This is a genomic window from Caballeronia sp. LZ001, from assembly GCF_031450875.1.
In the GTDB taxonomy this organism is placed as follows: domain Bacteria; phylum Pseudomonadota; class Gammaproteobacteria; order Burkholderiales; family Burkholderiaceae; genus Caballeronia.
This window is the reverse complement of sequence record NZ_JARTVX010000004.1, coordinates 4,880,518-4,902,395: the sequence shown is the minus strand read 5'-3', so window position 1 is coordinate 4,902,395 and position 21,878 is coordinate 4,880,518. Positions and strand designations below refer to the sequence as shown.

The 21,878-nt window shown below is 62.1% G+C and carries 19 protein-coding genes, 2 tRNA genes and 1 pseudogene; 12 read left to right on the top strand and 10 right to left on the bottom strand.

Features of this window, described 5'->3' with window-relative positions; genetic code table 11:
• Positions 1–74: 74 nt before the first annotated feature.
• A complete protein-coding gene (locus tag P9292_RS34025) occupies positions 75–419 on the bottom strand; it encodes a hypothetical protein (protein ID WP_309963552.1) in 345 nt (114 codons plus the stop codon).
• Positions 420–503: 84 nt separating this feature from the next.
• On the opposite strand from P9292_RS34025, the gene P9292_RS34020 reads away from it, so the two are divergent.
• The 6 genes from P9292_RS34020 to P9292_RS33995 all read left to right on the top strand — a co-directional run bounded on the left by P9292_RS34020 (position 504) and on the right by P9292_RS33995 (position 5,668).
• Complete coding sequence (locus P9292_RS34020) at positions 504–1,049, top strand: NUDIX hydrolase (protein ID WP_244825366.1); 546 nt, start codon at positions 504–506, stop codon at positions 1,047–1,049.
• A 27-nt stretch (positions 1,050–1,076) separates the two neighbouring features.
• A complete protein-coding gene (gene aat / locus P9292_RS34015) occupies positions 1,077–1,808 on the top strand; it encodes a leucyl/phenylalanyl-tRNA--protein transferase (protein WP_309963550.1) in 732 nt (243 codons plus the stop codon).
• Between the two features lie 105 nt (positions 1,809–1,913).
• Positions 1,914–2,732 carry an arginyltransferase gene (locus P9292_RS34010; protein WP_244825368.1) on the top strand — a complete coding sequence of 273 codons (819 nt, stop codon included), beginning with the start codon at positions 1,914–1,916 and terminating at the stop codon, positions 2,730–2,732.
• 188 nt (positions 2,733–2,920) lie between these two features.
• Complete coding sequence (locus P9292_RS34005; protein WP_309963547.1) at positions 2,921–3,943, top strand: quinone-dependent dihydroorotate dehydrogenase; 1,023 nt, start codon at positions 2,921–2,923, stop codon at positions 3,941–3,943.
• Positions 3,944–4,054: 111 nt separating this feature from the next.
• A complete protein-coding gene (locus P9292_RS34000) occupies positions 4,055–4,846 on the top strand; it encodes a transporter substrate-binding domain-containing protein (protein WP_309963545.1) in 792 nt (263 codons plus the stop codon).
• A 162-nt stretch (positions 4,847–5,008) separates the two neighbouring features.
• Positions 5,009–5,668: an amino acid ABC transporter permease gene (locus P9292_RS33995; RefSeq protein WP_244825371.1), complete on the top strand. Its 660-nt coding sequence runs from the start codon at positions 5,009–5,011 to the stop codon at positions 5,666–5,668.
• Positions 5,669–5,687: 19 nt separating this feature from the next.
• Here P9292_RS33995 and P9292_RS33990 read toward each other — a convergent pair whose 3' ends face one another.
• From P9292_RS33990 to P9292_RS33975, 4 genes are all read right to left on the bottom strand, one after another.
• Positions 5,688–6,701: a Gfo/Idh/MocA family oxidoreductase gene (locus P9292_RS33990; RefSeq protein ID WP_309963543.1), complete on the bottom strand. Its 1,014-nt coding sequence runs from the start codon at positions 6,699–6,701 to the stop codon at positions 5,688–5,690.
• Positions 6,702–6,813: 112 nt separating this feature from the next.
• Positions 6,814–7,572 carry a FadR/GntR family transcriptional regulator gene (locus tag P9292_RS33985; protein WP_244825373.1) on the bottom strand — a complete coding sequence of 253 codons (759 nt, stop codon included), beginning with the start codon at positions 7,570–7,572 and terminating at the stop codon, positions 6,814–6,816.
• 492 nt (positions 7,573–8,064) lie between these two features.
• Complete coding sequence (locus tag P9292_RS33980) at positions 8,065–9,216, bottom strand: glycosyltransferase family 4 protein (protein WP_250465008.1); 1,152 nt, start codon at positions 9,214–9,216, stop codon at positions 8,065–8,067.
• A gap of 121 nt (positions 9,217–9,337) precedes the next feature.
• The gene (locus P9292_RS33975; protein WP_244825375.1) at positions 9,338–9,862 is read right to left on the bottom strand and encodes a GNAT family N-acetyltransferase; all 525 of its coding nucleotides are present in this window, start codon (positions 9,860–9,862) and stop codon (positions 9,338–9,340) included.
• Between the two features lie 422 nt (positions 9,863–10,284).
• Between P9292_RS33975 and P9292_RS33970 the strand changes: the two genes are divergently transcribed.
• The 3 genes and pseudogenes from P9292_RS33970 to P9292_RS33960 all read left to right on the top strand — a co-directional run bounded on the left by P9292_RS33970 (position 10,285) and on the right by P9292_RS33960 (position 14,478).
• Positions 10,285–11,325 carry a DUF1839 family protein gene (locus tag P9292_RS33970; protein WP_309963541.1) on the top strand — a complete coding sequence of 347 codons (1,041 nt, stop codon included), beginning with the start codon at positions 10,285–10,287 and terminating at the stop codon, positions 11,323–11,325.
• A gap of 975 nt (positions 11,326–12,300) precedes the next feature.
• Positions 12,301–13,048: pseudogene (locus P9292_RS33965) on the top strand (Crp/Fnr family transcriptional regulator).
• Between the two features lie 29 nt (positions 13,049–13,077).
• The gene (locus tag P9292_RS33960) at positions 13,078–14,478 is read left to right on the top strand and encodes an undecaprenyl-phosphate glucose phosphotransferase (protein WP_309964277.1); all 1,401 of its coding nucleotides are present in this window, start codon (positions 13,078–13,080) and stop codon (positions 14,476–14,478) included.
• 76 nt (positions 14,479–14,554) lie between these two features.
• Here P9292_RS33960 and rpiA read toward each other — a convergent pair whose 3' ends face one another.
• From rpiA to rnr, 5 genes are all read right to left on the bottom strand, one after another.
• Positions 14,555–15,247 carry a ribose-5-phosphate isomerase RpiA gene (rpiA, locus tag P9292_RS33955; protein WP_250465012.1) on the bottom strand — a complete coding sequence of 231 codons (693 nt, stop codon included), beginning with the start codon at positions 15,245–15,247 and terminating at the stop codon, positions 14,555–14,557.
• 56 nt (positions 15,248–15,303) lie between these two features.
• Positions 15,304–15,699 (bottom strand): SirB2 family protein, encoded by a 396-nt coding sequence (locus P9292_RS33950; protein WP_244825379.1) that lies wholly within the window; start codon positions 15,697–15,699, stop codon positions 15,304–15,306.
• Position 15,700: 1 nt separating this feature from the next.
• A complete protein-coding gene (locus P9292_RS33945; RefSeq protein WP_309845251.1) occupies positions 15,701–16,525 on the bottom strand; it encodes an N-acetylmuramoyl-L-alanine amidase in 825 nt (274 codons plus the stop codon).
• 7 nt (positions 16,526–16,532) lie between these two features.
• The gene (gene rlmB / locus P9292_RS33940; protein WP_309963538.1) at positions 16,533–17,276 is read right to left on the bottom strand and encodes a 23S rRNA (guanosine(2251)-2'-O)-methyltransferase RlmB; all 744 of its coding nucleotides are present in this window, start codon (positions 17,274–17,276) and stop codon (positions 16,533–16,535) included.
• A gap of 79 nt (positions 17,277–17,355) precedes the next feature.
• Positions 17,356–19,839, bottom strand: coding sequence for a ribonuclease R (gene rnr, locus P9292_RS33935; RefSeq protein WP_309963536.1), 2,484 nt, complete (start codon positions 19,837–19,839; stop codon positions 17,356–17,358).
• A gap of 255 nt (positions 19,840–20,094) precedes the next feature.
• Here rnr and P9292_RS33930 point away from each other — a divergent pair.
• From P9292_RS33930 to P9292_RS33920, 3 genes are all read left to right on the top strand, one after another.
• Positions 20,095–20,181: transfer RNA gene (locus P9292_RS33930), tRNA-Leu, on the top strand.
• Between the two features lie 137 nt (positions 20,182–20,318).
• Positions 20,319–20,405, top strand: a tRNA-Leu gene (locus tag P9292_RS33925).
• Positions 20,406–20,569: 164 nt separating this feature from the next.
• Complete coding sequence (locus P9292_RS33920) at positions 20,570–21,856, top strand: integrase arm-type DNA-binding domain-containing protein (RefSeq protein WP_309963534.1); 1,287 nt, start codon at positions 20,570–20,572, stop codon at positions 21,854–21,856.
• The last annotated feature ends 22 nt before the right edge of the window (positions 21,857–21,878 follow it).

Below are 21,878 nucleotides of genomic sequence, written 5' to 3'. Positions count from 1 at the left end.
ACGAGGAGAAGTGGACATGGAGTTCGTACGGAGCGATGCGCCCGTCAATCGTGAATGGGGAGTAGCTGGCAACGTCAGTCAACCATTGTAGCGAGATGGGCGGTGAGGCGAAGCGCTCTGGCGTTTGCGGTCGTTCGCGTCGTTCGCGGTCGTTCGCGTCGTTCGCGGTCGTTCGTGTTGTTCGTGTTGTTCGCTTCGTTCGCTTCGTTCGCTTCGTTCGCTTCGTTCGCTTCGTTCGCTTCGTTCGCTTCGTTCGCTTCGTTCGCTTCGTTCGCTTCGTTCGCTTCGTTCGCTTCGTTCGCTTCGTTCGCTTCGTTCGCTTCGTTCGCTTCGTTCGCTTCGTTCACTTCGTTCACTTCGTTCGCTTCGTTCACTTCGTTCGCGTCGCCTGCGCGAGTTCCGCCCGACCAACCGATCACGCCCCCGCTTTCCGCCTCACCCGCCCTTCATGACGACCCCCAAGCCGGTGATACACTCGCACCACACTTCCCACGTCCATTTCCATGAAATTCTGTTCCGTCTGCGGCCACGAGGTCGCCCTTTCGGTCCCGCCTGGCGACAACCGCGAGCGCTTCGTCTGCGGCAGTTGCGGCACCGTTCACTACCAGAATCCGCGCAACGTCGTCGGCACGGTGCCGGTGTGGGACGACAAGGTGCTCTTGTGCCGCCGGGCAATCGAGCCGCGCTACGGCTACTGGACCTTGCCGGCAGGCTTCATGGAAATGGACGAGACCACGAGCGAAGGCGCATCGCGCGAAACGCTCGAGGAAGCAGGCGCGCGCGTCGAGATTCAAAGTCTTTTCACGCTGCTCAACGTGCCGCACGTGCATCAGGTGCATCTGTTCTATCTCGCGCGTCTGCTCGATATCGAAATCGACGCCGGCGAGGAAAGTCTCGAAGTGCGTCTCTTCGAGGAAAGCGAGATTCCGTGGGACGAGATCGCCTTTCCGACCGTCGGCCAGACGCTGCGTTTCTTCTTCGCCGACCGCGCCGCGGGCAACTTCACGCTGCACACGGGCGACATCTTCCGCACGCTGCGCGAAGGCTGAGCGCCTCGCGCATCGACCGCTTCGACCATGGTTCCCTGGCTCGCCGACGACGATCCGTTCCCGCCCGTCGAGCGCGCGCTCGGCGCATTGAGCGGCGCGCCGGGTTTGCTCGCCGCGAGCGCGGAGCTCTTGCCCGCGCGTCTCGTCGATGCCTACCGGCGCGGCATCTTTCCGTGGTATTCGGACGGTCAGCCCGTGCTGTGGTGGAGTCCCGATCCACGCATGGTGCTGGTTCCGGACGAGTTCAAGGTCTCCGATTCGCTGCGCAAGACGCTCAAACGCGTGTCGCGCGAGCCGCTCTGGGAAGTGCGCGTGGACGACGACTTCGCCGCCGTGATGCACGCGTGCGCCGACACGCCGCGCGACGGTCAGCGCGGCACGTGGATCACTTCCGAAATCGTTGAGGCGTACTCGACGCTGCATCGCGCGGGCAAGGCGCACAGCGTCGAAACGTGGTTCGACGGGCGGCGCGTCGGCGGGCTTTATGGCGTGTCGTTCGGCAAGATGTTCTTCGGCGAATCGATGTTCGCGCACAAGACCGATGCCTCGAAAATCGCCCTCGCCGCGCTCGTCGCGCACTTGCGCCGCCATAAAATTGGGATGATAGACTGTCAGCAGAATACGGCGCATCTGGCGTCGCTGGGCGGCCGCGAGATCGGCCGCCGCGCGTTTGTCACGCATCTGCGTCACGCGGTCGAAGATGCGCCGATTCCCTGGCGTTTCGATAAATCGGTTCTCGCGGAACTGATCGAGCGCTAGACGACGACGCAAGGACACCGGAACGGAACCAGGCACCGGACAGGCATCAACCAGGCAACCAGAAACCAGCAACGACGAGACGCCCGCGAGACGAGAGCCGCCAACGTGACACATCCGAACGAGCTGCCGCTGTCACCGCTTTCCGCGCTGCAATTCTATGCAACAGCGCCCTATCCTTGCAGTTATCTGGAAGGACGCGTGGCACGCTCGCAAGTCGCGACGCCCAGCCATCTCATCAATTCCGACGTCTACACCGAACTCGTCAAAGCCGGCTTCCGGCGTTCGGGCGTGTTCACGTATCGCCCGTATTGCGACGGTTGCCGTGCCTGCGTGCCGGTGCGCGTGCCGGTGGCGCGCTTCGCCCCGAACCGCACGCAACGGCGCGTCTGGAAGCAGCACGGCAATCTCGTCGCGAGCGTCGCGCCGCTGCATTACGACGAAGAGCACTACGCGCTTTATATGCGCTATCAATCGGCGCGGCACGCGGGTGGCGGCATGGATCGCGACAGCCGCGACCAGTACGAACAGTTTTTGCTGCAAAGCAGGATCAACTCGAGGCTCGTCGAATTCCGCGAGCCGGGCAACGCGGACACGCCCGGCGCATTGCGCATGATCAGCATGATCGACATTCTCGGCGACGGGCTTTCGTCCGTGTACACGTTCTTCGAGCCGGGCCTGCCGCACACGAGCTTCGGCACGTTCAACATCCTCTGGCAGATCGAGCAGGCGAAGAGCCTCGACTTGCCGCACGTGTATCTCGGCTACTGGATTCGCGAAAGCGAAAAGATGGCGTACAAGGCCAACTTCCGGCCGCTGGAAGGGCTGATCGATGGCCGCTGGTCACCGCTCGATCCCGCAACGACGCTTTCCGCCGGAACCTTGCCGATGCCGGGCCGCATCCACAACGTGAGTCAGCCGAAGTAGCAAGCGCCTCGCGCGCGGCAACCTTGCGCTTGACGCTCGGAAAGCCCCATCGGCAGGAAACAACCGCTTCCCCGAATCGCCGCACCTTGCCGACAAAACTCGCGCCGCAACCATCCACTCCGGCGCCCTCTGCAAAGCCGCTAAAATAGCGGGTCTTAAAAAAACTCGCCGTCGCAGGCGTTCACTTCGTGTTCAGCTCCCTTTACCCGCTCGCGCGCTCGCATCTGTTCAAGATGGACGCGGAAGACGCTCATCACCTCACCCTGCGCATGCTGGGCGCGGCCGGCCGCACCGGACTCGCCGGCATGCTTGCCAAACGCGGCCCCGACTCGCCGCGCAACGTGATGGGCCTCGCGTTCCGCAATCCCGTCGGTCTCGCGGCGGGACTGGACAAGGACGGCGCGTGCATCGACGGACTGGCGGCGCTCGGCTTCGGCTTCATCGAAGTGGGCACGGTCACGCCGCGCGCGCAGTCGGGCAACCCGCGGCCGCGCATTTTCCGGCTGCCGGAAGCGGGCGCGTTGATCAACCGCATGGGCTTCAACAACGGCGGCGTCGAACAGTTCGTCGCCAACGTGCAGGCGGCGCGCTATCGCGGCGTCCTGGGGCTCAATATCGGCAAGAACGCCGATACCCCGATCGAACGCGCCGCCGATGACTATCTGTACTGCCTCGAACGCGTCTATCCGTTCGCGAGCTACGTGACGATCAATATCTCGTCGCCGAACACGAAGAATCTGCGGCAGCTACAGGGCGCGGGCGAACTGGATTCGCTGCTCGGCGCGCTCAAGGACAAGCAGCAGCGTCTGTCCGATCTTCACGGCAAGCTCGTGCCGCTCGCGCTCAAGATCGCGCCCGATCTCGACGACGAGCAGATCAAGTCGATCGCCGGAACCGTCCTTACGCACGGTATCGACGGCGTGATCGCCACCAACACCACGCTCTCGCGCACCGCCGTCAGCGGCATGCGGCACGGCGAGGAAACCGGAGGCCTGTCGGGCCGCCCCGTCTTCGATGCGTCCAACGAGGTGATCCGCAAGCTGCGCGCCGAACTGGGCGCGGATGTGCCGATCATCGGCGTGGGCGGGATTTTCTCGGGCGAGGACGCGCGCGCAAAGCTCGCGGCGGGAGCATCGCTCGTGCAGATTTATACGGGGCTGATCTACAAGGGACCGGCGCTCGTGCGCGAGTGCGTCGAAGCCCTTGCGTAGGAATATGGAAATAAGCAAACGATCTTACGCATCGCTTGCCTTTTATCTATGATGCCGCACCTGCAAAGCACGGCTCGCCGTCGCGATGCCATTCAAGAGGAATAAAACACGATGAAACTGTCCACGCTCAAGAAAGTGCTCGTCGCCGGTCTGATCGGCGCGTCCCTGTCGGCTGCGGCGCATGCCGAAGACCTGCTCGATTCCGTCAAGCAACGCGGCACGCTGCGCGTCGGTCTGGAAGGCACCTTCCCCCCGTTCAACTCGAAGTCGCCGCAAGGCGAGCTGGTCGGTTACGACGTGGATATCGCCAAGGCGGTTGCCGCCAAGCTCGGCGTGAAACCCGAGTTCGTGACGACGGAGTGGAGCGGCATCATCGCGGGCCTGCAGGCTGGCAAGTTCGACGTGATCGTAAATCAAGTCGGTATCACCGATGCGCGCAAGGCCACGCTCGACTTCTCGCCCGCCTACACGTACTCGAACGCGCAGCTGATCCAGCGCGCGGATGACAAGCGCGAATTCAAGTCGCTCGACGAACTGAAGGGCAAGAAGCTCGGCGTCGGTCTCGGCACGAACTACATGGACATGGCGAAGTCGGTGCCGGGTATCGATGTGAAGACGTATCCGGGCGCGCCCGAATATTTGCGCGATCTGGCAGCCGGCCGTCTGGACGCCGCGCTCAACGACCGTCTGATGCTCGCCTATCTGCTGAAGAACTCGCAACTGCCGCTGCGCACGGGCACGAATCTCGACAAGGGCAGCCCGTCCGGCATTCCGTTCAAGAAGGGCAACCCGAAGTTCGCGAAGGCGATCGACGACGCCATGACCCAGCTCGAACAGGACGGCACGTTCACGAAGATCTCGCAGAAGTGGTTCGGTATCGACGTGACCAAGCCCGCGAAGTAAGCCTCGTTCCCGCGCGCCGAAAGGCGTTGCGGACGTTACGAGCGTAACGCGCGGCTCGAGGGCGGCATCGTCTGACGGTGTCGCCCTTGTCTTTTTCGCGCGCGGTTTATGATGTGCGCTTTGCGCGGCAACCTGCCCGCTCTCCTTCCTGCTTCCCCGTTCATGTCCACGACCTCCCTGCTCGTTCAATCGGCCCCGGTGCTGGCGCAAGGCGCGCTACTGACGATCAAGTTCGCGCTCTATTCGATGTTCTTCGGACTCATCGCGGGCGTCGTCCTGGCGTTGATGGGCATCAGCCGCAGCCGCGCGCTCGTCGCCATCGGCCGCTGCTATGTGAGCGTGATGCGCGGCACGCCGCTGCTCGTGCAGATCTTCGTGATTTACTACGGCCTGCCGAGCCTCGGCATCTCGCTCGACCCGACGCCCGCGGGCGTGATCGCGCTGTCGGCGAACGTGGCGGCGTATCTTTCGGAAAGCATGCGCGGCGCGATTCTCGGCATCCCCAACGGGCAATGGCTCGCCGCCTACAGTCTCGGTTTGTCGCGCGCCCAGACGCTGCGTTACGTGGTCGGGCCGCAAGCCTTGCGCATTGCGGTGCCGAGTTTGTCGAACAGTCTCATCAGCCTGATCAAGGATACGTCGCTCGTCTCGGTCATCACCGTGACGGAGTTGCTGCGCAGCGCGCAGGAAGTGATCGCGGCGACGTATCAGCCGTTGCCGCTTTATCTCGCGGCGGCGTTCGTCTATTGGGTGCTCTGCAGCGTGCTGGAATTCGTGCAGCGCAGGTTCGAAAGACGCCTCGCGCTGCCGGGCCGGCATTGAGCTGCACGGGCGACGAACGCTAATCTGCCTCGAACGGGAAGCGCACGTTCAGATCGCGCCGCGCGGCATCGATGATGGCGATCATGCGCATCGACATGGCGTGCGGCATGATCGGGCTTTCGATGGCGCCCGCGCGCAGCAGCTCGCAGAAGTGCGCGGTCTCGTAGTTCAGGCCGCCGCCGCTGAAAGGCTCGTCGAGTTCGACGCGGCGTCCGTCCGTATAAACGATGCTCGCGCGCGCCGGGTTCCACCAGTTCTCGTGGATCGTCACCGTGCCTTGAGTGCCGCCGATGAGTGCATCGCCACGACCTTGCAGATCGAGCCCGCAGAATATCTGCGCGATGCCGCGCTCGTGGCGCACGTTGAGGCTCGCGAAGACATCCACGCCCGTTTCGCCCACGCGGCCGATCGTCTGCACGTCGAGCGCCTCGCCGAGCCAGTCGACCGCCAGAAACGCTTCGTAGACGCCGATATCGAGCAACGCGCCGCCGCCCGCTTCGAGTGAGAACGACGGATGATCGAGCGGCACGCCGGCTATCGAACAGCCCGCGCGCACGAGTCCGATCTCGCCGATGGGATCGCGCGCAAGATGCTCGCGCAAACGGCGATAAAGCGGATAGAACGGCGGCTTCATCGCTTCCATGAAAAGCAGCTTGGACGCGCGCGCGGCGTCGATCATGGTCTGCAAGGTGCGCGCGTTCACGGCGGCCGGTTTCTCGCAGAGCACGGCCTTGCCCGCCGCGAAGGCACGCAGCGCGTATTCGGGATGACTGTCCTGCATGGTCGCGATATAGACCGCGTCGATCTCGCCGAACATGGCGTCGAGGTCGTCGAAGGCGCGCGCGCCATGCGGTGCCGCCAGCGCGCGAGCGGGTTCGGCGCGTCGTGACCAGACGCCCGCGAGTGCCGTGCCATCGACATGCCCCAGGCTTTCGGCAAAGCGCCGTGCAATGCGTCCCGCACCCACGATGCCCCAGCGGATCGCGTTCGTCTTTCCCGTGTTCGTCGTCGTGTTCGTTTCGGTATTGCTCAAAGCCGGTCTCCCGCGAGATGTTCATCGTGGGAGGCATTGTGCCTCAAGGAACCGCGCGGCCAAATGCAAAAAGCCGGGACAGGTCCCGGCTTTTCGCGCGATACGGACGCCGTTACGCGCCTGCCGGAGCATTCACGCTCGGCGGCTGCGCCGGATACTGCGGGCTCGAGCGCTCGAGCGAGAACGCGCGGCCCACTTCTTCCGCCGCGAGGTCGACGAGTGCGCGCGTCGCGCGTTCGGCTGCATCGGTATCTTTCGATTCGATGGCTTCGACCACGAGCCGCTGCGCCGCGAGCGTCGCTTCACGCACCGACTCGATGCCGTCGACGATCGGATTCACCGTGACGAGCGCACCGCGCACGATCGCCGTCATCTGGCGAAAGAACTGATTGCCGCTCGCCGCCACGATACGCGTATGCAGCACTTCGTCGGCGGCCTGATATTCCGGCTCGCCAACCTGCAATTGCGAAAGCGCGTCGAAGGCATCGCGAATGCCGGCGATCTCGTCGGGCGTCGCGCGGGCTGCTGCCAGCGCGGCGGCACGGGGCTCGATCAGCATGCGGAATTCGATTACATCGCGCAGAAACGTCTGATCGGGCTTCGCGCGAAAACGCCAGCTTACGACATCTTCGTCGATCAGGCGCCAGTCGCTCATCGGCCGGATGCGCGTGCCGGTTTTCGGCCGCACGTCCAGCATATGCCGCGCGAGCAGCATGGAGAGCGCCTCACGCATGACGGTCCGACTTACGTCGAACTCCTTCGAGAGGATGTCCTGCGGCGGCAATATCGCCCCATATTTCTGCTCGACGATCCCTGAGACGAGTCCGTCCATGACCTTCGCCACCAGCGATCGCTCTTTGTTTTCATCCATCTCGCTTCTCCCCTTTGTCGCCTGTCCGTAGCCATGTGTGTTCGTCGTGAACACGCTGTTTGCTCAGAGGCGCCGAGGCACGGCGACAACCGACTGGTCCGGTCGTCGTGCCTGATACGTTGCGTCTTCGTTGCACCGAAAACCAGTTGGGAATTTCCTGACAGGGTATTCCCTCTGACGGGGTGCAATCGCCACGTCGCCGCCCTTCTTGCTGCATGCCCTGAGTGCTGCACTCGCGCCGCGCGCGCGCCGGCATTCGTCAGGGAAACTGAAGAATGGCGACGTCGCAGCGCGGCGCGAGCGTTTTTTTGCGGTCCGTCCGAAATGCGAACCGGTCATGCAAGCATTTGAGCAAGCATCTCGTATGCGTTCTGTGCGACCGCGAACGCTCGCCCGATTCGATACCCCTTTTGTATGACACTCGCGCGCTTTATGCGGTACGTATGCGCGTTTTCGTCGTGCACCACTTAGTTCATTCGTCGGTCTATTCGCTCATACGGCGCCATCGGGCGCGCGCGTGCGACGCGGGCCGACCGGCATCGCACGCGGCCGTTGCGAAGCGCGTTCCGCGAGCGTTTCCTGATAGATCGTCAGGTATTCGTTGCTTACGCGCTCGACTGAAAGCTGATGCAGATTCTGTCGCGCGCGCGCCGACAGTTGGCCGCGCGCCTGCGAGTCGAGCAGCAGCCAGCGCAGTTTCGCCGCCGCCTCGGCCGGATTTCCATCGGGCACGAGCACGCCCGCCGCGCCGCCATCGAGTAATTCGGGGATACCGCCGATACGCGTGGCAACGATCGCGCACCCTGCCTCGCGCGCCTCGGCGATCACGAGCGGACTCGGGTCCTGAAGCGACAGCAACGCGAAGACATCGGCTTCGGCGAGATACGGACGCGGGTCCGCGACGAAGCCGGTGAAATGCACCGTCGCGCCCAGATCTAGCTCGGCGGCGAGCGTTTCCATCGCGCTGCGATCGGGCCCGTCGCCTACCAGGTACAAATGCGGCTCCGGTATGAATTCCCGGTCGTGCATCGATTGCTCGCGCAACAGCGCGAATGCATGCAGCAAATCGGTAATACCCTTTCTTCGATACATCCCCGCCACGCAAACTACGTTCGGATGCTTCAAACGCAGGGGTTTCGGCGCGGGACGGCACACGAGCCGCGGCGCGCCTATCGCACCATTGCGCACGACCGAAAGCCGCTCGGCCCCGATACCGCGGGCGACGAGATCCTTCGCGACCGCATCGCTCACGGCGACCATGCGATCGCCCGAGCGCACTAGCGACGCGCTCTTCTGCAATTCATGGTGCACGGTCGTGACGAGCGCGAAGCGGCGGCGCATGCTGCCAAACCGCGAGATCAATGCGCCCGTCATCATGTGCGCGTGCACGATATCGGGATCGAATCGGTCGATAAGGCGATTGAAGCCCGCGATCATCGAAGGGACGCGCCAAGGCTGGCGCGACTGTTGCAACGGAATATGCGTGATGCCGTGACGTCGCAAGAGCGGCTCGAATCCGCCGCCGGATGACGCCACGATTACCTCCTGCCCCATGCGCGCCTGCATGCAGGCGAGATCCACCATCATGTTGACGGTGCCGTTGCCAATCGTCTGTGCGTGGTTGGCTAGATGGACTATTCGCATGTGGGTTCGGCACGCGCGACCTTGGTCGGCGCGCGTGTCCTGGATTGCCTTTCGTTTTTACAGCGTGGAATTCGTTGGAGCGCGCGCCGCCTGAACGGCCGAGCAGCGCGCGCAAAGCTGCTTACAGCAACTCGTAGGTGTTGGCGTGCAGTTGCGCCTTGCTGGCGCTCGCCGTTTCGCGCGCCGTCTGACGGCTCTTTCGCGTCAGGCCGATGTACGGCATGCCGTGTTCGAGGAACGGACCTTCGGTCTTGCGAAAGCCGAACGCTTCGTAAAAGCCGCGCAGACTCACAGGCGCCGTGAGACGCACGCCGCGTCCGGGCCAACGTTCCGCGGTCACTTCGAGCACGCGTTCGATGAGCGCATGCGCGGTGCCATCGCCGCGACGCAGCGGGCTCGTCAAGATCTTGTCGACGACGACTTCCGGGTCTTCGGCGTCGCCTTCGTGAATGCGCGCATAGGCGAGCACGGGCATCGAACGAGTCATGTCTTCGGCTGCGAAGACATGCACGCCGCTTTCATCGCGGCCATCGGGATCGAGGTGCACATGCGACTGTTCGACGACGAACACCGCACTGCGTGCGCGCAGAATCAGATAAAGCTCTCGCGCAGTGAGCTGTTCGAAATCAAGGGCTTTCCAGTTCATCGTTTTATTCTCCATGCTCGGGCCGGATAAAACCGGCGTGGCGACCATCACACGTTACGTCCCGGTGAGCCAACATTCCGTGCGGCGGCGCACCGACGATAGCCCTTGCAGCCCCGTCAAATAAGGCCAACCGCACGCAAGGCGTCTCGGGGAAAAAGACGCCTTCGAACCTAAAACCGCATACACGGGCCGCGATGCACCGTTCGCCGCCCATAAGTGCATGCAACCGTGCACCCGGCGCGATTTCGTGCATTCGCATGCACCGATAGCGCTCGCTTCATGCGGCACCTTCATGGGAAAATCGAGATGCTTACCGCCGTCGACCGCGACCCGGGCGCGCAAAAAAACGAAAGCAAAAATGACTGCATGCCCGGCCGCACGGGCGGTATCGGACGCCGTCCTTACTGCTCAGAGGTCAACGCATGAGCGCGTTCCACACCGGCGGTGTGACGGGTTCCGACGCAGGCCGTTCGCGCGTCGTGCAACTCGACCCCTTGCGCCTGCGCGCGCGGCGGCATCACGCGCATGCGTTGCATCGTGGCGAGCGCATCTGGCGCGACGGCGCGGGACCCGTCGATCTCTGGATCGAGCTTCTGCACGGCAATGGTCTCGAACCGCGCGCGGCACTCGCGTATAGCGTCGCGCAAGACTTCGAGGACGACCAGTTCACGCTCGGCCGCATGACACCGGAAGACATCGAAAAGCTTTACGGCCTGCAAGTGCAGGAGCTTTCGATCTTCCATTCGCTCGAAGAACGCGCGCTCGTGCAGACGCGCCGCGCAAACACCGTGCTGATCGAAACGGATGCGTTCTTCTTGCCCGACACGCGGTCGGCTTCTTACCATCGCGAGCATGCGAAGACGACTATCGGCATCGATGTGATCGATCCCAATGCGCGGCGTCTCGGCTACTTTCATCACACGGGCTACCATCTGCTCGATGGCGATGACTACAACGGCGTGCTGGGCTTGCCCGCCAGCGACGCAAGCACGTTGGCCGCGACACTTTTCCCGCATGTCGAGTTCGTCAAGCGTGTACGTGAACCGCTTACCGGAACGGCCCTGGCGGAAGCATCGGCCGATCTGTTGTGCGCGCATTTGCTGCGACGTCCTTTGCACAATCCGATCACGCGCTGGCGTGCTGCCTTTCCCGAACATGTCGATGCCATGCTCGCGCGCGGTGACGCTTACACGCAGCTCTACTTCGCAAACGTAATGCGACAGCTCGGCGCGAACTTCGAACTGCTTGCGCACTACCTGCAATGGATGCGCGAGCAAGGCTTCGACATACCCGTGCAAACGCATACCAGCGCCCGCAAGATCGCAAGCGAGACCATGGTCATGCAATGCCGTCTCGCTCGCTCGCTTTCACGACAACATCGCGAGCTTTGCGAAGCCTCTTTCGATGTTCTCGAAGATGCATATTCGCGCGTAGTGCCGCCTCTCGCCGCTATAGTCTGTTGAACATTTCATAGCATGAATCATGAGATGCGCCCTTTGCGGCGCCCTCATTTCGAGCCTTATTTCAAGGGGTTTTCTGCTTGCTCCAATCTCTCGGCGACATGGCACGCCAAGTGTGTTAGTCAAATCTCACGCTGCTTTGCGCTGTGTTCAAGGCTTCACGCGACACACAAGCGCTCGAAGTTGTCCTCGATGAAACATTTCTGAATTCTTCCCTCCGCGTAATTCGGCGTTGTCGCAAAGCACCAAACCATCAAATGTCACGCAAACGTTTTACGCTGAATCATCGTGATGATGTTCGTTGAAGCATGCTGTGCAAGCCTCGTATGGGCCGATGTAAGCCATCACGGCCGACATGAAGATCGTTCACCATGATGCTTATCGCGTGAGGATTCCACATCGCGCAAGAGCCGCAACGTTTTGCCCTTGAACGCGAATCACGACCATGCACGACTTGCATGTCGCAAAGACATACGCAGCAAGGCTTTGCGGATAAGCAAGCGAATCATCCACGAATGCACGTTCGCTTGCCCACGAAGCCGATGGAACACGGATGAATCAATTTTCAAACTCCCTACGAAAGAAGGAAGGTTTGCAACCTGATGTCTCCCCAAGAGCCCTGTCGCGCGGTAATGCGATATGACCAATCCTTCATTCGGGGGGATCGCAACAATGCTACGTATTGGGTCGCATACGTATTCCTAAGACCAGCAATGTTCAAAACTGAAACAAAAACGCTTCGCTGCACTGCATCACAAACGGCGGATTTGCACTGAGGCCCCGCCCACATTGACGCTCGCCGCATTGGCACAGTCCTCGCTAAAAGAGTGTCGCCACCCGATCCACGCAATCAACCAAATCAACTCATGCGCGACACAGGAGCTACGGGGCTGATGTGAAGGACGGAATGTGTTGGAAAACGTTCACATCAGTAAATAAAAGAGTGAAGCGCACTGCGCGAGCTACGAGAGAACAACCATGCTTACCCTCCAGTCCGACCTGCACGGCAACCATTTGCTTGGCGCGCTTCCGGCGCACGAATGGCAAGCACTGACTCCGCATCTCGAGCTCGTTCAACTGCGCACCGAACAACTGCTGTGCGATTCCGGCCAGCGCATTCATCACGTCTATTTCCCGACGACGGCCATCATCTCGTTGCTGCATACCATGGAAGATGGCGGTTCCGTCGAAATCGCGGCGGTCGGCCGCGAAGGCATGACGGGCGTGCCGGTGCTCACGGGCGGCGAAACCATGCCGACGCGCGTGCAAGTGCAGTGCCCCGGCTTCGCGTATCGCATGAGCGCGCAAGCGCTGCGCGACCAGTTCGCGCGTTCCGACTTCCTGCGCCGCCTGATGCTTCTCTATATGCAAGCGCTGCTCACGCAAGTCGCGCAGACGGCCGCATGCAACCGCCATCATTCGCTCAATAAGCAACTTTGCCGCTGGCTTCTGATCGAAATCGATCGTACGGCGTCCAACGAACTACAAGTGACGCAACAATTAATTGCCGATATGCTGGGCGTACGCCGTGAAGGCGTGACCGAAGCAGCCGGGCAAGCTGCACGATGCGGGCCTCATCCATCACAGCCGCGGCTGTATCAAGGTGGTGGACCGCGAAGGGCTCGAAGCCCGCGCCTGCGAGTGCTACGGCCTCGTGAAGCGTGAATTCGACCGCCTGCTGCCGCGCATGCGCGTGCAGGAAAACGTCTCCGTTCCCAGCGCCTGATAATGCAGATGCAAACTAAAAATCGCGATATGTTCGCCCGCTCGGCACGTTGTCTCGACGTGTTCCTGATCATCGCAGGCGGGGTGATTGCGCACTTCATGCGCTTCTCCTCGCTCGATTTCAGCGATGTCGAAAAGTTGCTGATCGCGTTCAATTGCGTGCTCGCCCTCTTGCTGTTTCCGGCGTTCGGCGTGTACGAAGCCTGGCGCGGCAAGCCGTTGCCGGTGATGCTCGCACGCGTGACGCTCGCCTGGGTCGCGGTGGCGGCGGCGGCGCTTTTGCTGGCGTTCACGCTGCATCGGATGGATCTGGTCTCGCGTCTGTGGTTCGCTTATTCCACGCTGATTTCCGGCGCGTTGATCGTCGTCGCGAAGTGCGCGGTCTATCTGAGCCTTAGAGCCATGCGTGGCCGCGGCTTCAACCAGCGCACCGTGGCTATCGTCGGCGCGCAGGGTTTCGCGCGCACCTTGCTCGCGCACCTCAGCAGCACGCCCGAACAGGGTTTTACGCCGGTTTGCCTGCTCGATACGACCGGCGACGAGGAATTGCACGCGAGCGGCGTAGGCAGCACGCTGGGCGCTTCCATGCGCATGCCGGTGCTCAACGACTTCGACGAACTCGTCGAGAAAGTGCGCCGTGAAGAGATCAACGAAGTGTGGCTCGCGCTGCCGCTTTCGCAAGAGCACACCATCTACCGCTTCGTGCACGCGCTGCGCCATGACTTCGTGAATCTGCGTTTGATTCCAGACACCCGCAGCATCTCGCTCTTCAATCATTCGATGACGGATGTCGCCGGGCTCGCCACCATCAACCTGACGACCTCGCCGGTCAGCACGCTGCAAATGTGGCCGAAGATGCTGTTCGACCGCCTGTTCGCGGCCGCCGCGCTCTTGGCGCTGTCGCCGCTCATGATCGGCATATCGATCGCGGTGAAGGCTACCTCGAAGGGACCGGTTTTCTTCACGCAGAACCGCAAGGGCGCTGACGGACGGCCGTTCCGCATCTACAAGTTCCGTTCGATGGCCGTGCACAAGGAAACGAGCGGCCACGTGACCCAGGCAACGCGCAACGACCCGCGTGTGACGAAGATCGGTGCATTCCTGCGCCGCACGAGTCTGGACGAGCTGCCGCAGTTCCTGAACGTACTGTTCGGAAATATGTCGGTGGTGGGCCCGCGCCCGCACGCGCTCGAACACGACGACTTGTACAAGGATCTCGTCTACGGTTATATGTTCCGTTACCGCATCAAACCGGGCATTACGGGTTGGGCGCAGGTGAACGGCTATCGTGGCGCGACCGAAAAAGTCGAGAAGATGCAGAGCCGCGTGAAGTTCGACCTGTTCTATATCCACAACTGGTCGTTCTGGTTCGACATCAAGATTGTCGCGATGACCATGTTCAAGGGCTTTATCGGACGTAACGCGTTCTGATTTTGCCTTTGGATAAAAAATGGCCCGGACATTCCGGGCCATTTTTAGTTTGAGCGTGCTGCCTTCGAGCGGTTTTTTATGCCGCGTAGTCGATACGTTCGACGCCCTTCTCCGTGCCCAGCAAACACACATTCGCGCCGCGCGCCGCGAACAGTCCGACGGTCACGACGCCCGGCCACGCGTTGATCTGCGCTTCGAGCGCGCGCGGGTCGGTGATGGAAAGCCCTTTCACGTCGATGATCTCGTTGCCGTTGTCCGTGATGAAGGGTGAACCGTCCAGCGTCACGCGCACGATCGGCACGCCCCCGAGCGTCACGAGCTTGCGGCCGATAGCCGTGCGCGCCATCGGCACGACTTCGACGGGCAGCGCGAACTTGCCCATTACGTCGACGCGCTTGCTTGCATCGGCGATGCACACGAACACGTCCGACACCGACGCGACGATTTTCTCGCGCGTGAGCGCGCCGCCGCCGCCCTTGATCATCGCGCCGCTGCCGTCGATTTCATCGGCGCCGTCCACGTACACGGGCAAGTTTTCGATTTCGTTGAGATCGAACACCTTGAAGCCATGCGCTTCGAGGCGCGCCGTGGTCGCGAGCGAACTCGATACCGCGCCGCGATAACGCGCTTTCGACTTTGCGAGCGCATCGATGAAGCAATTGGCGGTCGACCCCGTGCCAACGCCGATGATGCAGCCTTCGGGCGCCTGCGCGTCGACATAATCGGCGGCGGCCTGGCCGACCAGTTGCTTGAGTTCGTCCTGAGTCATGATGGTGTTGCTGCTTTCGAGGTGAGAATTCGAGTCCAAGGGAGCATCTTGCTCCGCTAAGCGAACGCGTGCAGGAAACCGAGCGGATCGTGCGTGCGCGCCACCGAAGCGATGAACGCGAAGACGACGATGGCGAGCACGCCGAAGATTGCCCGCGAGGTTTTGGTGCGGCCGCGTTTGAGCGCAAACGTCCCGAGCACGATATAGACGACGAGGCCCGCGATCTTCGCTGCGAGCCATGCGGCATTCGCGTCGAAGCCGATGATGACGACGAGCGCGATGGCCGAGACGAGCAGCACGGTATCGACGATGTGCGGGACGATTTTTACCGCGCGCTTTTGCAAGAGACGCGAATCCGCGAGCATCCAGATCCAGCGCAGCAAGAAACCGGCGATGCTCAGTCCCGCGCAGGTCATATGGAGCGCGCGAAGCGGCAGAAAGTAGTCGCTCATGTCAGGGCAGATATTTGTCGATGAGCGCGGACGCGATGGCGTCGCTTTCGGCATCCGCGTCACCCGCGTAGTCCGACGGGCGGAAGTGCATCTGGAACGCGCCGAAGACGCGGCGCGTTTTCTCATCGAGGACACCGTCGGTGGCGACATCGTAGCCGTAACGTTTGAGCTTTTCCTGAAGCGCGCGGACATCCGTAGGCGCCTTCGGCGCACGGCCGGCGAGATGCGCGGCGACCGTGGCATCGTCGGGCCATGCGCCGATGCCCGCCTGGTAAAGCGTGTGCCACGGAAAAAGCGGACCGGGATCGATCTTGCGTTGCGGTGCGATATCGCTATGGCCGACGACGCGCGTCGGCGGAATGCGATAGCGCGTGACGATATCGCGCGACAGCTCGATGAGCGCGTCGATCTGCGCGGGCGGATAAGGTTGCCATCCGCGGCCGGACGGCGTGTCGATGGGCCCGAGATTCACGTTCTCGATTCCGATGGACGAAGCGTTGAGTTCCGTCGCGCCTTGCCAGTAACTCAGCCCGGCGTGCCACGCGCGCTGGTCTTCCGGCACGAGTTGATAGACGACCGGCTCGCCTCGTTCGATACGCGGGGCATCGGGGACGACGTAATGCACGCTCACCTGATCGCCGGTCAGGACCGAGAGAGACTTCGCTTCGTCGATCTCGGTGTAGTGCATGACGAGAAAGCGCACGCGGGAGTCGGCGCCTTTTGCGTGGTGCTGAGTGTCGGCGAGGTAGGTGCCGCGGTCGATCATGGTGGTGGTGCAGGCGGTGAGCGCACAGGCGCAGATCAGGGCGGTCAGGCGGGACAACATTGGCACGTTACTTCTTCACACTTCTCTGCCGCACGGCCTCGAATAAACAAACCCCGCTCGCCACGGACACATTGAGACTTTCCACCGCGCCGGCCATCGGGATATTCATGATCTCGTCGCACGTCTCGCGCGTGAGACGGCGCATGCCTTCGCCTTCCGCGCCCACCACGATAGCCAACGGGCCGTCCAGCTTCGTTTCAAAGAGACTCGCTGACGCTTCGCCCGCCGTGCCGATCACCCACACGCCCGCATCCTTCAATTCGCGCAGCGCGCGCGCCAGATTCGTCACGGTGATGTACGGCACGCTGTCCGCCGCGCCGCTCGCCACCTTCGCCGCCGTTGCGTTCAGCCCGGCGGAACGGTCGCGCGGCGCGATCACGGCATGCGCGCCCGCCGCATCGGCGACACGCAGACACGCGCCGAGATTATGCGGATCGGTGACGCCATCGAGCACCAGCAGAAGCGGCGTGCCGGTCACGCCATCGAGCAATTCGGCCAGATTCTGCGCGAGCGGCAAGTCTTGCCCGCGCGCCACCACGCCCTGATGCTGAATGGTGCCCGCGAGCCCGAACAAGCGCGATTCCTCGGCTGAGATCAGGCGAACGCCCGCTTCCTTCGCGGTCCGCAGAAAATCCTGCATGCGCCGGTCCTTGCGCGAAGGGTCGTACAAGACCTCTTCGATCGACGATGCATCCGCACGCAAACGCGCGGTCACTGCGTGAAAACCGTATAGAACCTTGAGACGTGACATGACTGATCCAAACCTTCGTGAAATCCATAAAAGCATGACGCGGTCCGAAGCTCGTGGCGTCGGACCGCGCGATTGCCAGCTAGCGCCCTGAAGCGCGTCTTATCGTTTCTTGCGCGCCTGGCCTGCCCTGCGCGGATGACTTCGACGCCACGCCACGCTTTCTGGCCGCGCCACCGCGCGTGGCCGACGCCACCGCCGCGCCCTTCTTCGTGCCGCCACGCGCACGCGTGCCGGTGACGTCGTCGTCGAAAGCGCGGATGCGCGGACCGCCCGCATCGCCGCCCGATGCATGCTCGGCGCCCGCATTCGCGGACGGACGCGGCGCCGGCGGTTTCACCGGCGTGTCGCGCACGAGACGGAAGTCGATCTTGCGCGCATCGAGATCGACGCGGCCCACCTGCACGCGCACACGATCCGACATGCGATACCGGATACCCGTGCGTTCGCCGCGCAGTTCGTTCTTGATCTCGTCGTACTGGAAGTAATCCGAGCCCAGTTCGGTGATATGCACGAGCCCTTCGATGAACAGCGAATCGAGTTGCACGAAGATGCCGAACGACGTCACGCCGTTCACCATGCCGCCGTATTCCTCGCCGAGCTTGTCGCGCATGAAATAGCACTTGAGCCAGGCTTCGACATCGCGAGAGGCTTCATCGGCGCGACGTTCGTTCGACGAACAATGCAGCCCGAGTTCTTCCCAAATCGCGACGTTGTTGCGCGAACGGCCGCGCGACTGATCGTCGTTCTTCTGCATCTCGCGCGCGGCTTTCGTGAGGCCGGTGCTAAGCGATGTGTCGTGACCCACTTCGGGCAGATACTTCTTGCCCTGCAAAATGGCGTAAATGGCGCGATGCGTGAGCAAGTCGGGATAGCGGCGAATCGGGCTCGTGAAGTGCGCATACGCCTCGTAAGCCAACCCGAAGTGACCGATGTTGTCCGGGCTATACACCGCTTGCTGCATGGAGCGCAGCACCATCGACTGGAGCATCTGCGCGTCGGGCCGGTCGCGAATCTGCGCGATCAGCGCGGCGTAATCGCTCGCGTGAGGCTTCGCGCCGCCCGTCAACGTGAGACCGACGCCACGCAGGAACGTGCGCAGGTTTTCGAGCTTCTCCTCGGTCGGTCCCGCATGCACGCGGTAGAGGCCCGGATGCTTGTTGCGCTTCAAAAAGTCCGCCGCGCAGACGTTGGCCGCCAGCATGCATTCCTCGATCAGCCGATGCGCGTCGTTACGATGACGCGGCACGATCTGCTCGATCTTGCCCTGCGAGTTGACGACGATATACGTCTCGGTGGTGTCGAAATCGATTGCGCCGCGCTTCTGACGCGCGGCGTGCAGCGCCTTGTAGACGCCGTAGAGATCCTGCAATTGCGGCAGGATGTCGGCGCGGCGCGCGGCTTCCGGTCCCTTGGTGTTCGTGAGCACCGCGGCGACTTCGGTGTAGGTGAGACGCGCGGCCGAATGCATCACGCCAGGATAAAACTGATATGCCTTGATTTCGCCGCGCGCGGTGATGACCATGTCGCACACGAGCACGCAACGGTCGACGTTCGGGTTCAGCGAACACAAACCGTTCGAGAGCTTCTCCGGCAGCATCGGGATCACGCGACGCGGAAAGTACACCGACGTGCTGCGGTCGAGCGCGTCGACATCGAGTGCTTCGTTCGGGCGCACGTAATGCGACACGTCCGCAATCGCCACGAGCAGCCGGAAGCCCGAACCGCGGCCCACGGAGATGGGCTCGCAATACACGGCATCGTCGAAGTCGCGGGCGTCTTCGCCGTCGATCGTGACGAGCGGCACATCGCGCAAGTCCACGCGATGGCGAATGTCCACCGGACGCACTTCGTCGGGCAGCTTCGCGGCGGCGGCAAGCGCGGCATCGCTGAATTCGTGCGGCACACCGTACTTGCGCACGGCGATCTCGATCTCCATGCCGGGATCGTCGATATCGCCGATCACCTCGGCCACGCGGCCGAGCGGCTGCGAATGACGGCTCGGGAAATCGGTAAGATCGACGGACACCACTTGCCCGACCTTCGCCTTCTTCGGGTTCTGCGTGATGAGAATGTCGTGACCGATGCGCTTGTCTTCCGGCACGAGAATCAACGCGCCATTCTCGTTGATGAGCCTACCGATGATGCGCTTGTTCGCGCGGTCCGTGACCTCGACGATATGCCCTTCCGGCCGGCCGCGCCGGTCGAAGCCGACGATGCGCGCAAGCACGCGGTCGTTGTGCATGACCTTCTGCATTTCGCCATTGGGAAGGAAGAGATCGTCCTGGCCGTCGTCGCGGATCAGGAAGCCGAAGCCATCGCGATGACCTTGCACGCGGCCTGCAACGAAGTTCGAAGGATGCGTGAGCTGGTAGTGACCGCGCTTGTCGAGGCGGATTTGCCCGTCGCGTTCCATGGCCGCCAGTCGCTTGAAAAATCCTTCGCGCTCCTGGCGCTTGATCGACAATGCCTCGGCGATGTCGTTCGCGGCATGCGGAGTCTCGCTCGTGCGCAGCACGCCGAGAATCTCTTCGCGGCTGGGAATCGGATACGGATATTTGCTCAAGGGCTTGATCGTCTTTCTTCTCGTTTAGATGGACTTTCGCGGAACTTTGCAGCCTTCAATGGCGGGCATCGTTGCGGATCATTCTAACACCCGTATTCGGGCCCTCATGAGGCGTGCAGGCGCTTGAGCGTGCCGCGGCGAGGATCACGCTCGCGCTGCGAATCGTCGAATGGAAATGCTTGACAGACGCAATCCGGTCGATATAATGGCGTTCTTTGCTGCTCACGAAGCACAAAACGCAGTACACGCACCCTTGCCCAGGTGGCGGAATTGGTAGACGCACTAGGTTCAGGTCCTAGCGGTGGCAACACCGTGGAGGTTCGAGTCCTCTCTTGGGCACCAAGATGTTTGAAAAAGCCACCTTCGGGTGGCTTTTTCTTTTTATGCGGAAGTCCTGCTTCCGGCGGCGCTCCATAAAAGCGCAGTTGGTTGACACGGCGACCGTTACCGCTAGAATAGCGGGCTCGCTGTACCCCTTGGCCCAGGTGGCGGAATTGGTAGACGCACTAGGTTCAGGTCCTAGCGGTGGCAACACCGTGGAGGTTCGAGTCCTCTCCTGGGCACCATAAAGCTGTTTAGAGTAGTACAATGCAGTCCAGCAGAACCCCGCAAAGCCTTGTCGCAGCGGGGCTTTGTGTTTTTCAGGGTCCATCGTTGTCCAGCTGAAGCGCGTGTCAAAGTAGTACACTGGCCAGTACATCGAAAGTTCGAGCTGACTGGATGTACTACCATGCTTCTGACTGCCCGACAGGTCCAGTTGGCCAAACCAGCCAGCCGCGACTACACCATGAAGGACGGCCGCGGCCTGTTCCTTTTCGTGCCCGCCGAGGGCCCTAAATGCTGGCACTTCCGGTACAGCTTCGCCGGGAAACAGCGGCGTATCTCCTTCGGCACGTACCCCGCCCTCTCCCTTCAGGATGCCCGTGAGCTCACGTCTGTGGCCCGGTCCCAACTGGCACACGGCACGGATCCCGGTCATCACCGGCGCACCGCAAGAAAGCTCTCGAAGGAAACGGAAGAGAAACTCTTTCGTTCGGCCGCAGAGCGATGGTACAAGCGGAAGGAAGTCGCTGGCCGTGCCAGCTCGACGCTGGGCAAGATACGCACCTACCTCGACAAGAACATCCTGCCCGAGATCGGGTCGATGATGCTGCAGGACATCACCCGCGCTGACTGCGCCCGCGTCCAGGAGCGCTTCGAGAAACGGGATGCCTTGAACGTGTCGAAGAAAGCCCGGGGGTGGCTGCGTGAGATCTTTAGCCAGGCGATCGCGGAGGGACGCTGTGAATTTAATCCCGCCTCCGAACTCAAGACCATCGCGAAGGCTGCGCCGAAGTCCAGACCGTACCCTCACCTTCTCGAACCCGAACTGCCCGATTTCCTTCGCGCGCTCGGGAAATCGACGAGTCGTCTCATCGCCTTCACCGCTGCCTGGATGACGATCTGGACGGCCAGTCGGCCCGGCATGGTGCGCTACGCGGAATGGACCGAGGTGGACCTGGATGGCGCCCTGTGGACAATATCTGCGGAGAAGATGAAGATGCGGCGCCTGTACGTCGCACCCCTTCCGTCACAACTCGTCAGCGCGCTGCGCGAACTCAGGAGGCTGACCGGGCGCCACCGCTATCTTTTTCCGGGTATCGGAACCAAACACGAGGTCATCAGCGAAAACACGATCAATCTCGTGTTCTCGAAGATCGGCTACAAGGGCCGTATGGTTGGCCACGGCACGCGTCATACCGCGAGCACCCTCCTTCGCGATCACGGCTGGGAAAAAGACCATGTCGAGACGCAGCTATCGCACCTTGAAGCAGGCATCGCAGGCGACTATAACCACGCGAAATATCTCCGGCAACGTCGCTCGATGATGCAGTGGTATGCCGATTATCTCGACGCGCTAGGAATCGGGATGTCGCCTGCCCAGCAGGCAAGCTTCGCCCGCCGGGTTAATGCCACGCGTCCTCAGTTGATGTCGCCGCCGCAGCAACCCAACGGAGCTGAGGGAATAGCGGCATGAAGCGTGCGTCGCCGAAGCACGG

What these genes read in the sequence shown, in the direction of transcription:
- P9292_RS34000 (WP_309963545.1), top strand. Translation starts at nt 4,055, where the DNA reads ATGAAACTGTCCACGCTCAAGAAAGTGCTCGTCGCCGGTCTGATCGGC.
- rlmB (WP_309963538.1), bottom strand. Translation starts at nt 17,276, where the DNA reads ATGTCACGTCTCAAGGTTCTATACGGTTTTCACGCAGTGACCGCGCGT.
- P9292_RS33975 (WP_244825375.1), bottom strand. Translation starts at nt 9,862, where the DNA reads ATGAACTGGAAAGCCCTTGATTTCGAACAGCTCACTGCGCGAGAGCTT.
- P9292_RS34020 (WP_244825366.1), top strand. Translation starts at nt 504, where the DNA reads ATGAAATTCTGTTCCGTCTGCGGCCACGAGGTCGCCCTTTCGGTCCCG.
- P9292_RS33920 (WP_309963534.1), top strand. Translation starts at nt 20,570, where the DNA reads ATGCTTCTGACTGCCCGACAGGTCCAGTTGGCCAAACCAGCCAGCCGC.
- P9292_RS33985 (WP_244825373.1), bottom strand. Translation starts at nt 7,572, where the DNA reads ATGGATGAAAACAAAGAGCGATCGCTGGTGGCGAAGGTCATGGACGGA.
- P9292_RS33945 (WP_309845251.1), bottom strand. Translation starts at nt 16,525, where the DNA reads ATGTTGTCCCGCCTGACCGCCCTGATCTGCGCCTGTGCGCTCACCGCC.
- P9292_RS33950 (WP_244825379.1), bottom strand. Translation starts at nt 15,699, where the DNA reads ATGAGCGACTACTTTCTGCCGCTTCGCGCGCTCCATATGACCTGCGCG.
- P9292_RS33980 (WP_250465008.1), bottom strand. Translation starts at nt 9,216, where the DNA reads ATGCGAATAGTCCATCTAGCCAACCACGCACAGACGATTGGCAACGGC.
- P9292_RS33970 (WP_309963541.1), top strand. Translation starts at nt 10,285, where the DNA reads ATGAGCGCGTTCCACACCGGCGGTGTGACGGGTTCCGACGCAGGCCGT.
- rpiA (WP_250465012.1), bottom strand. Translation starts at nt 15,247, where the DNA reads ATGACTCAGGACGAACTCAAGCAACTGGTCGGCCAGGCCGCCGCCGAT.
- P9292_RS33995 (WP_244825371.1), top strand. Translation starts at nt 5,009, where the DNA reads ATGTCCACGACCTCCCTGCTCGTTCAATCGGCCCCGGTGCTGGCGCAA.
- aat (WP_309963550.1), top strand. Translation starts at nt 1,077, where the DNA reads ATGGTTCCCTGGCTCGCCGACGACGATCCGTTCCCGCCCGTCGAGCGC.
- P9292_RS33960 (WP_309964277.1), top strand. Translation starts at nt 13,078, where the DNA reads ATGTTCGCCCGCTCGGCACGTTGTCTCGACGTGTTCCTGATCATCGCA.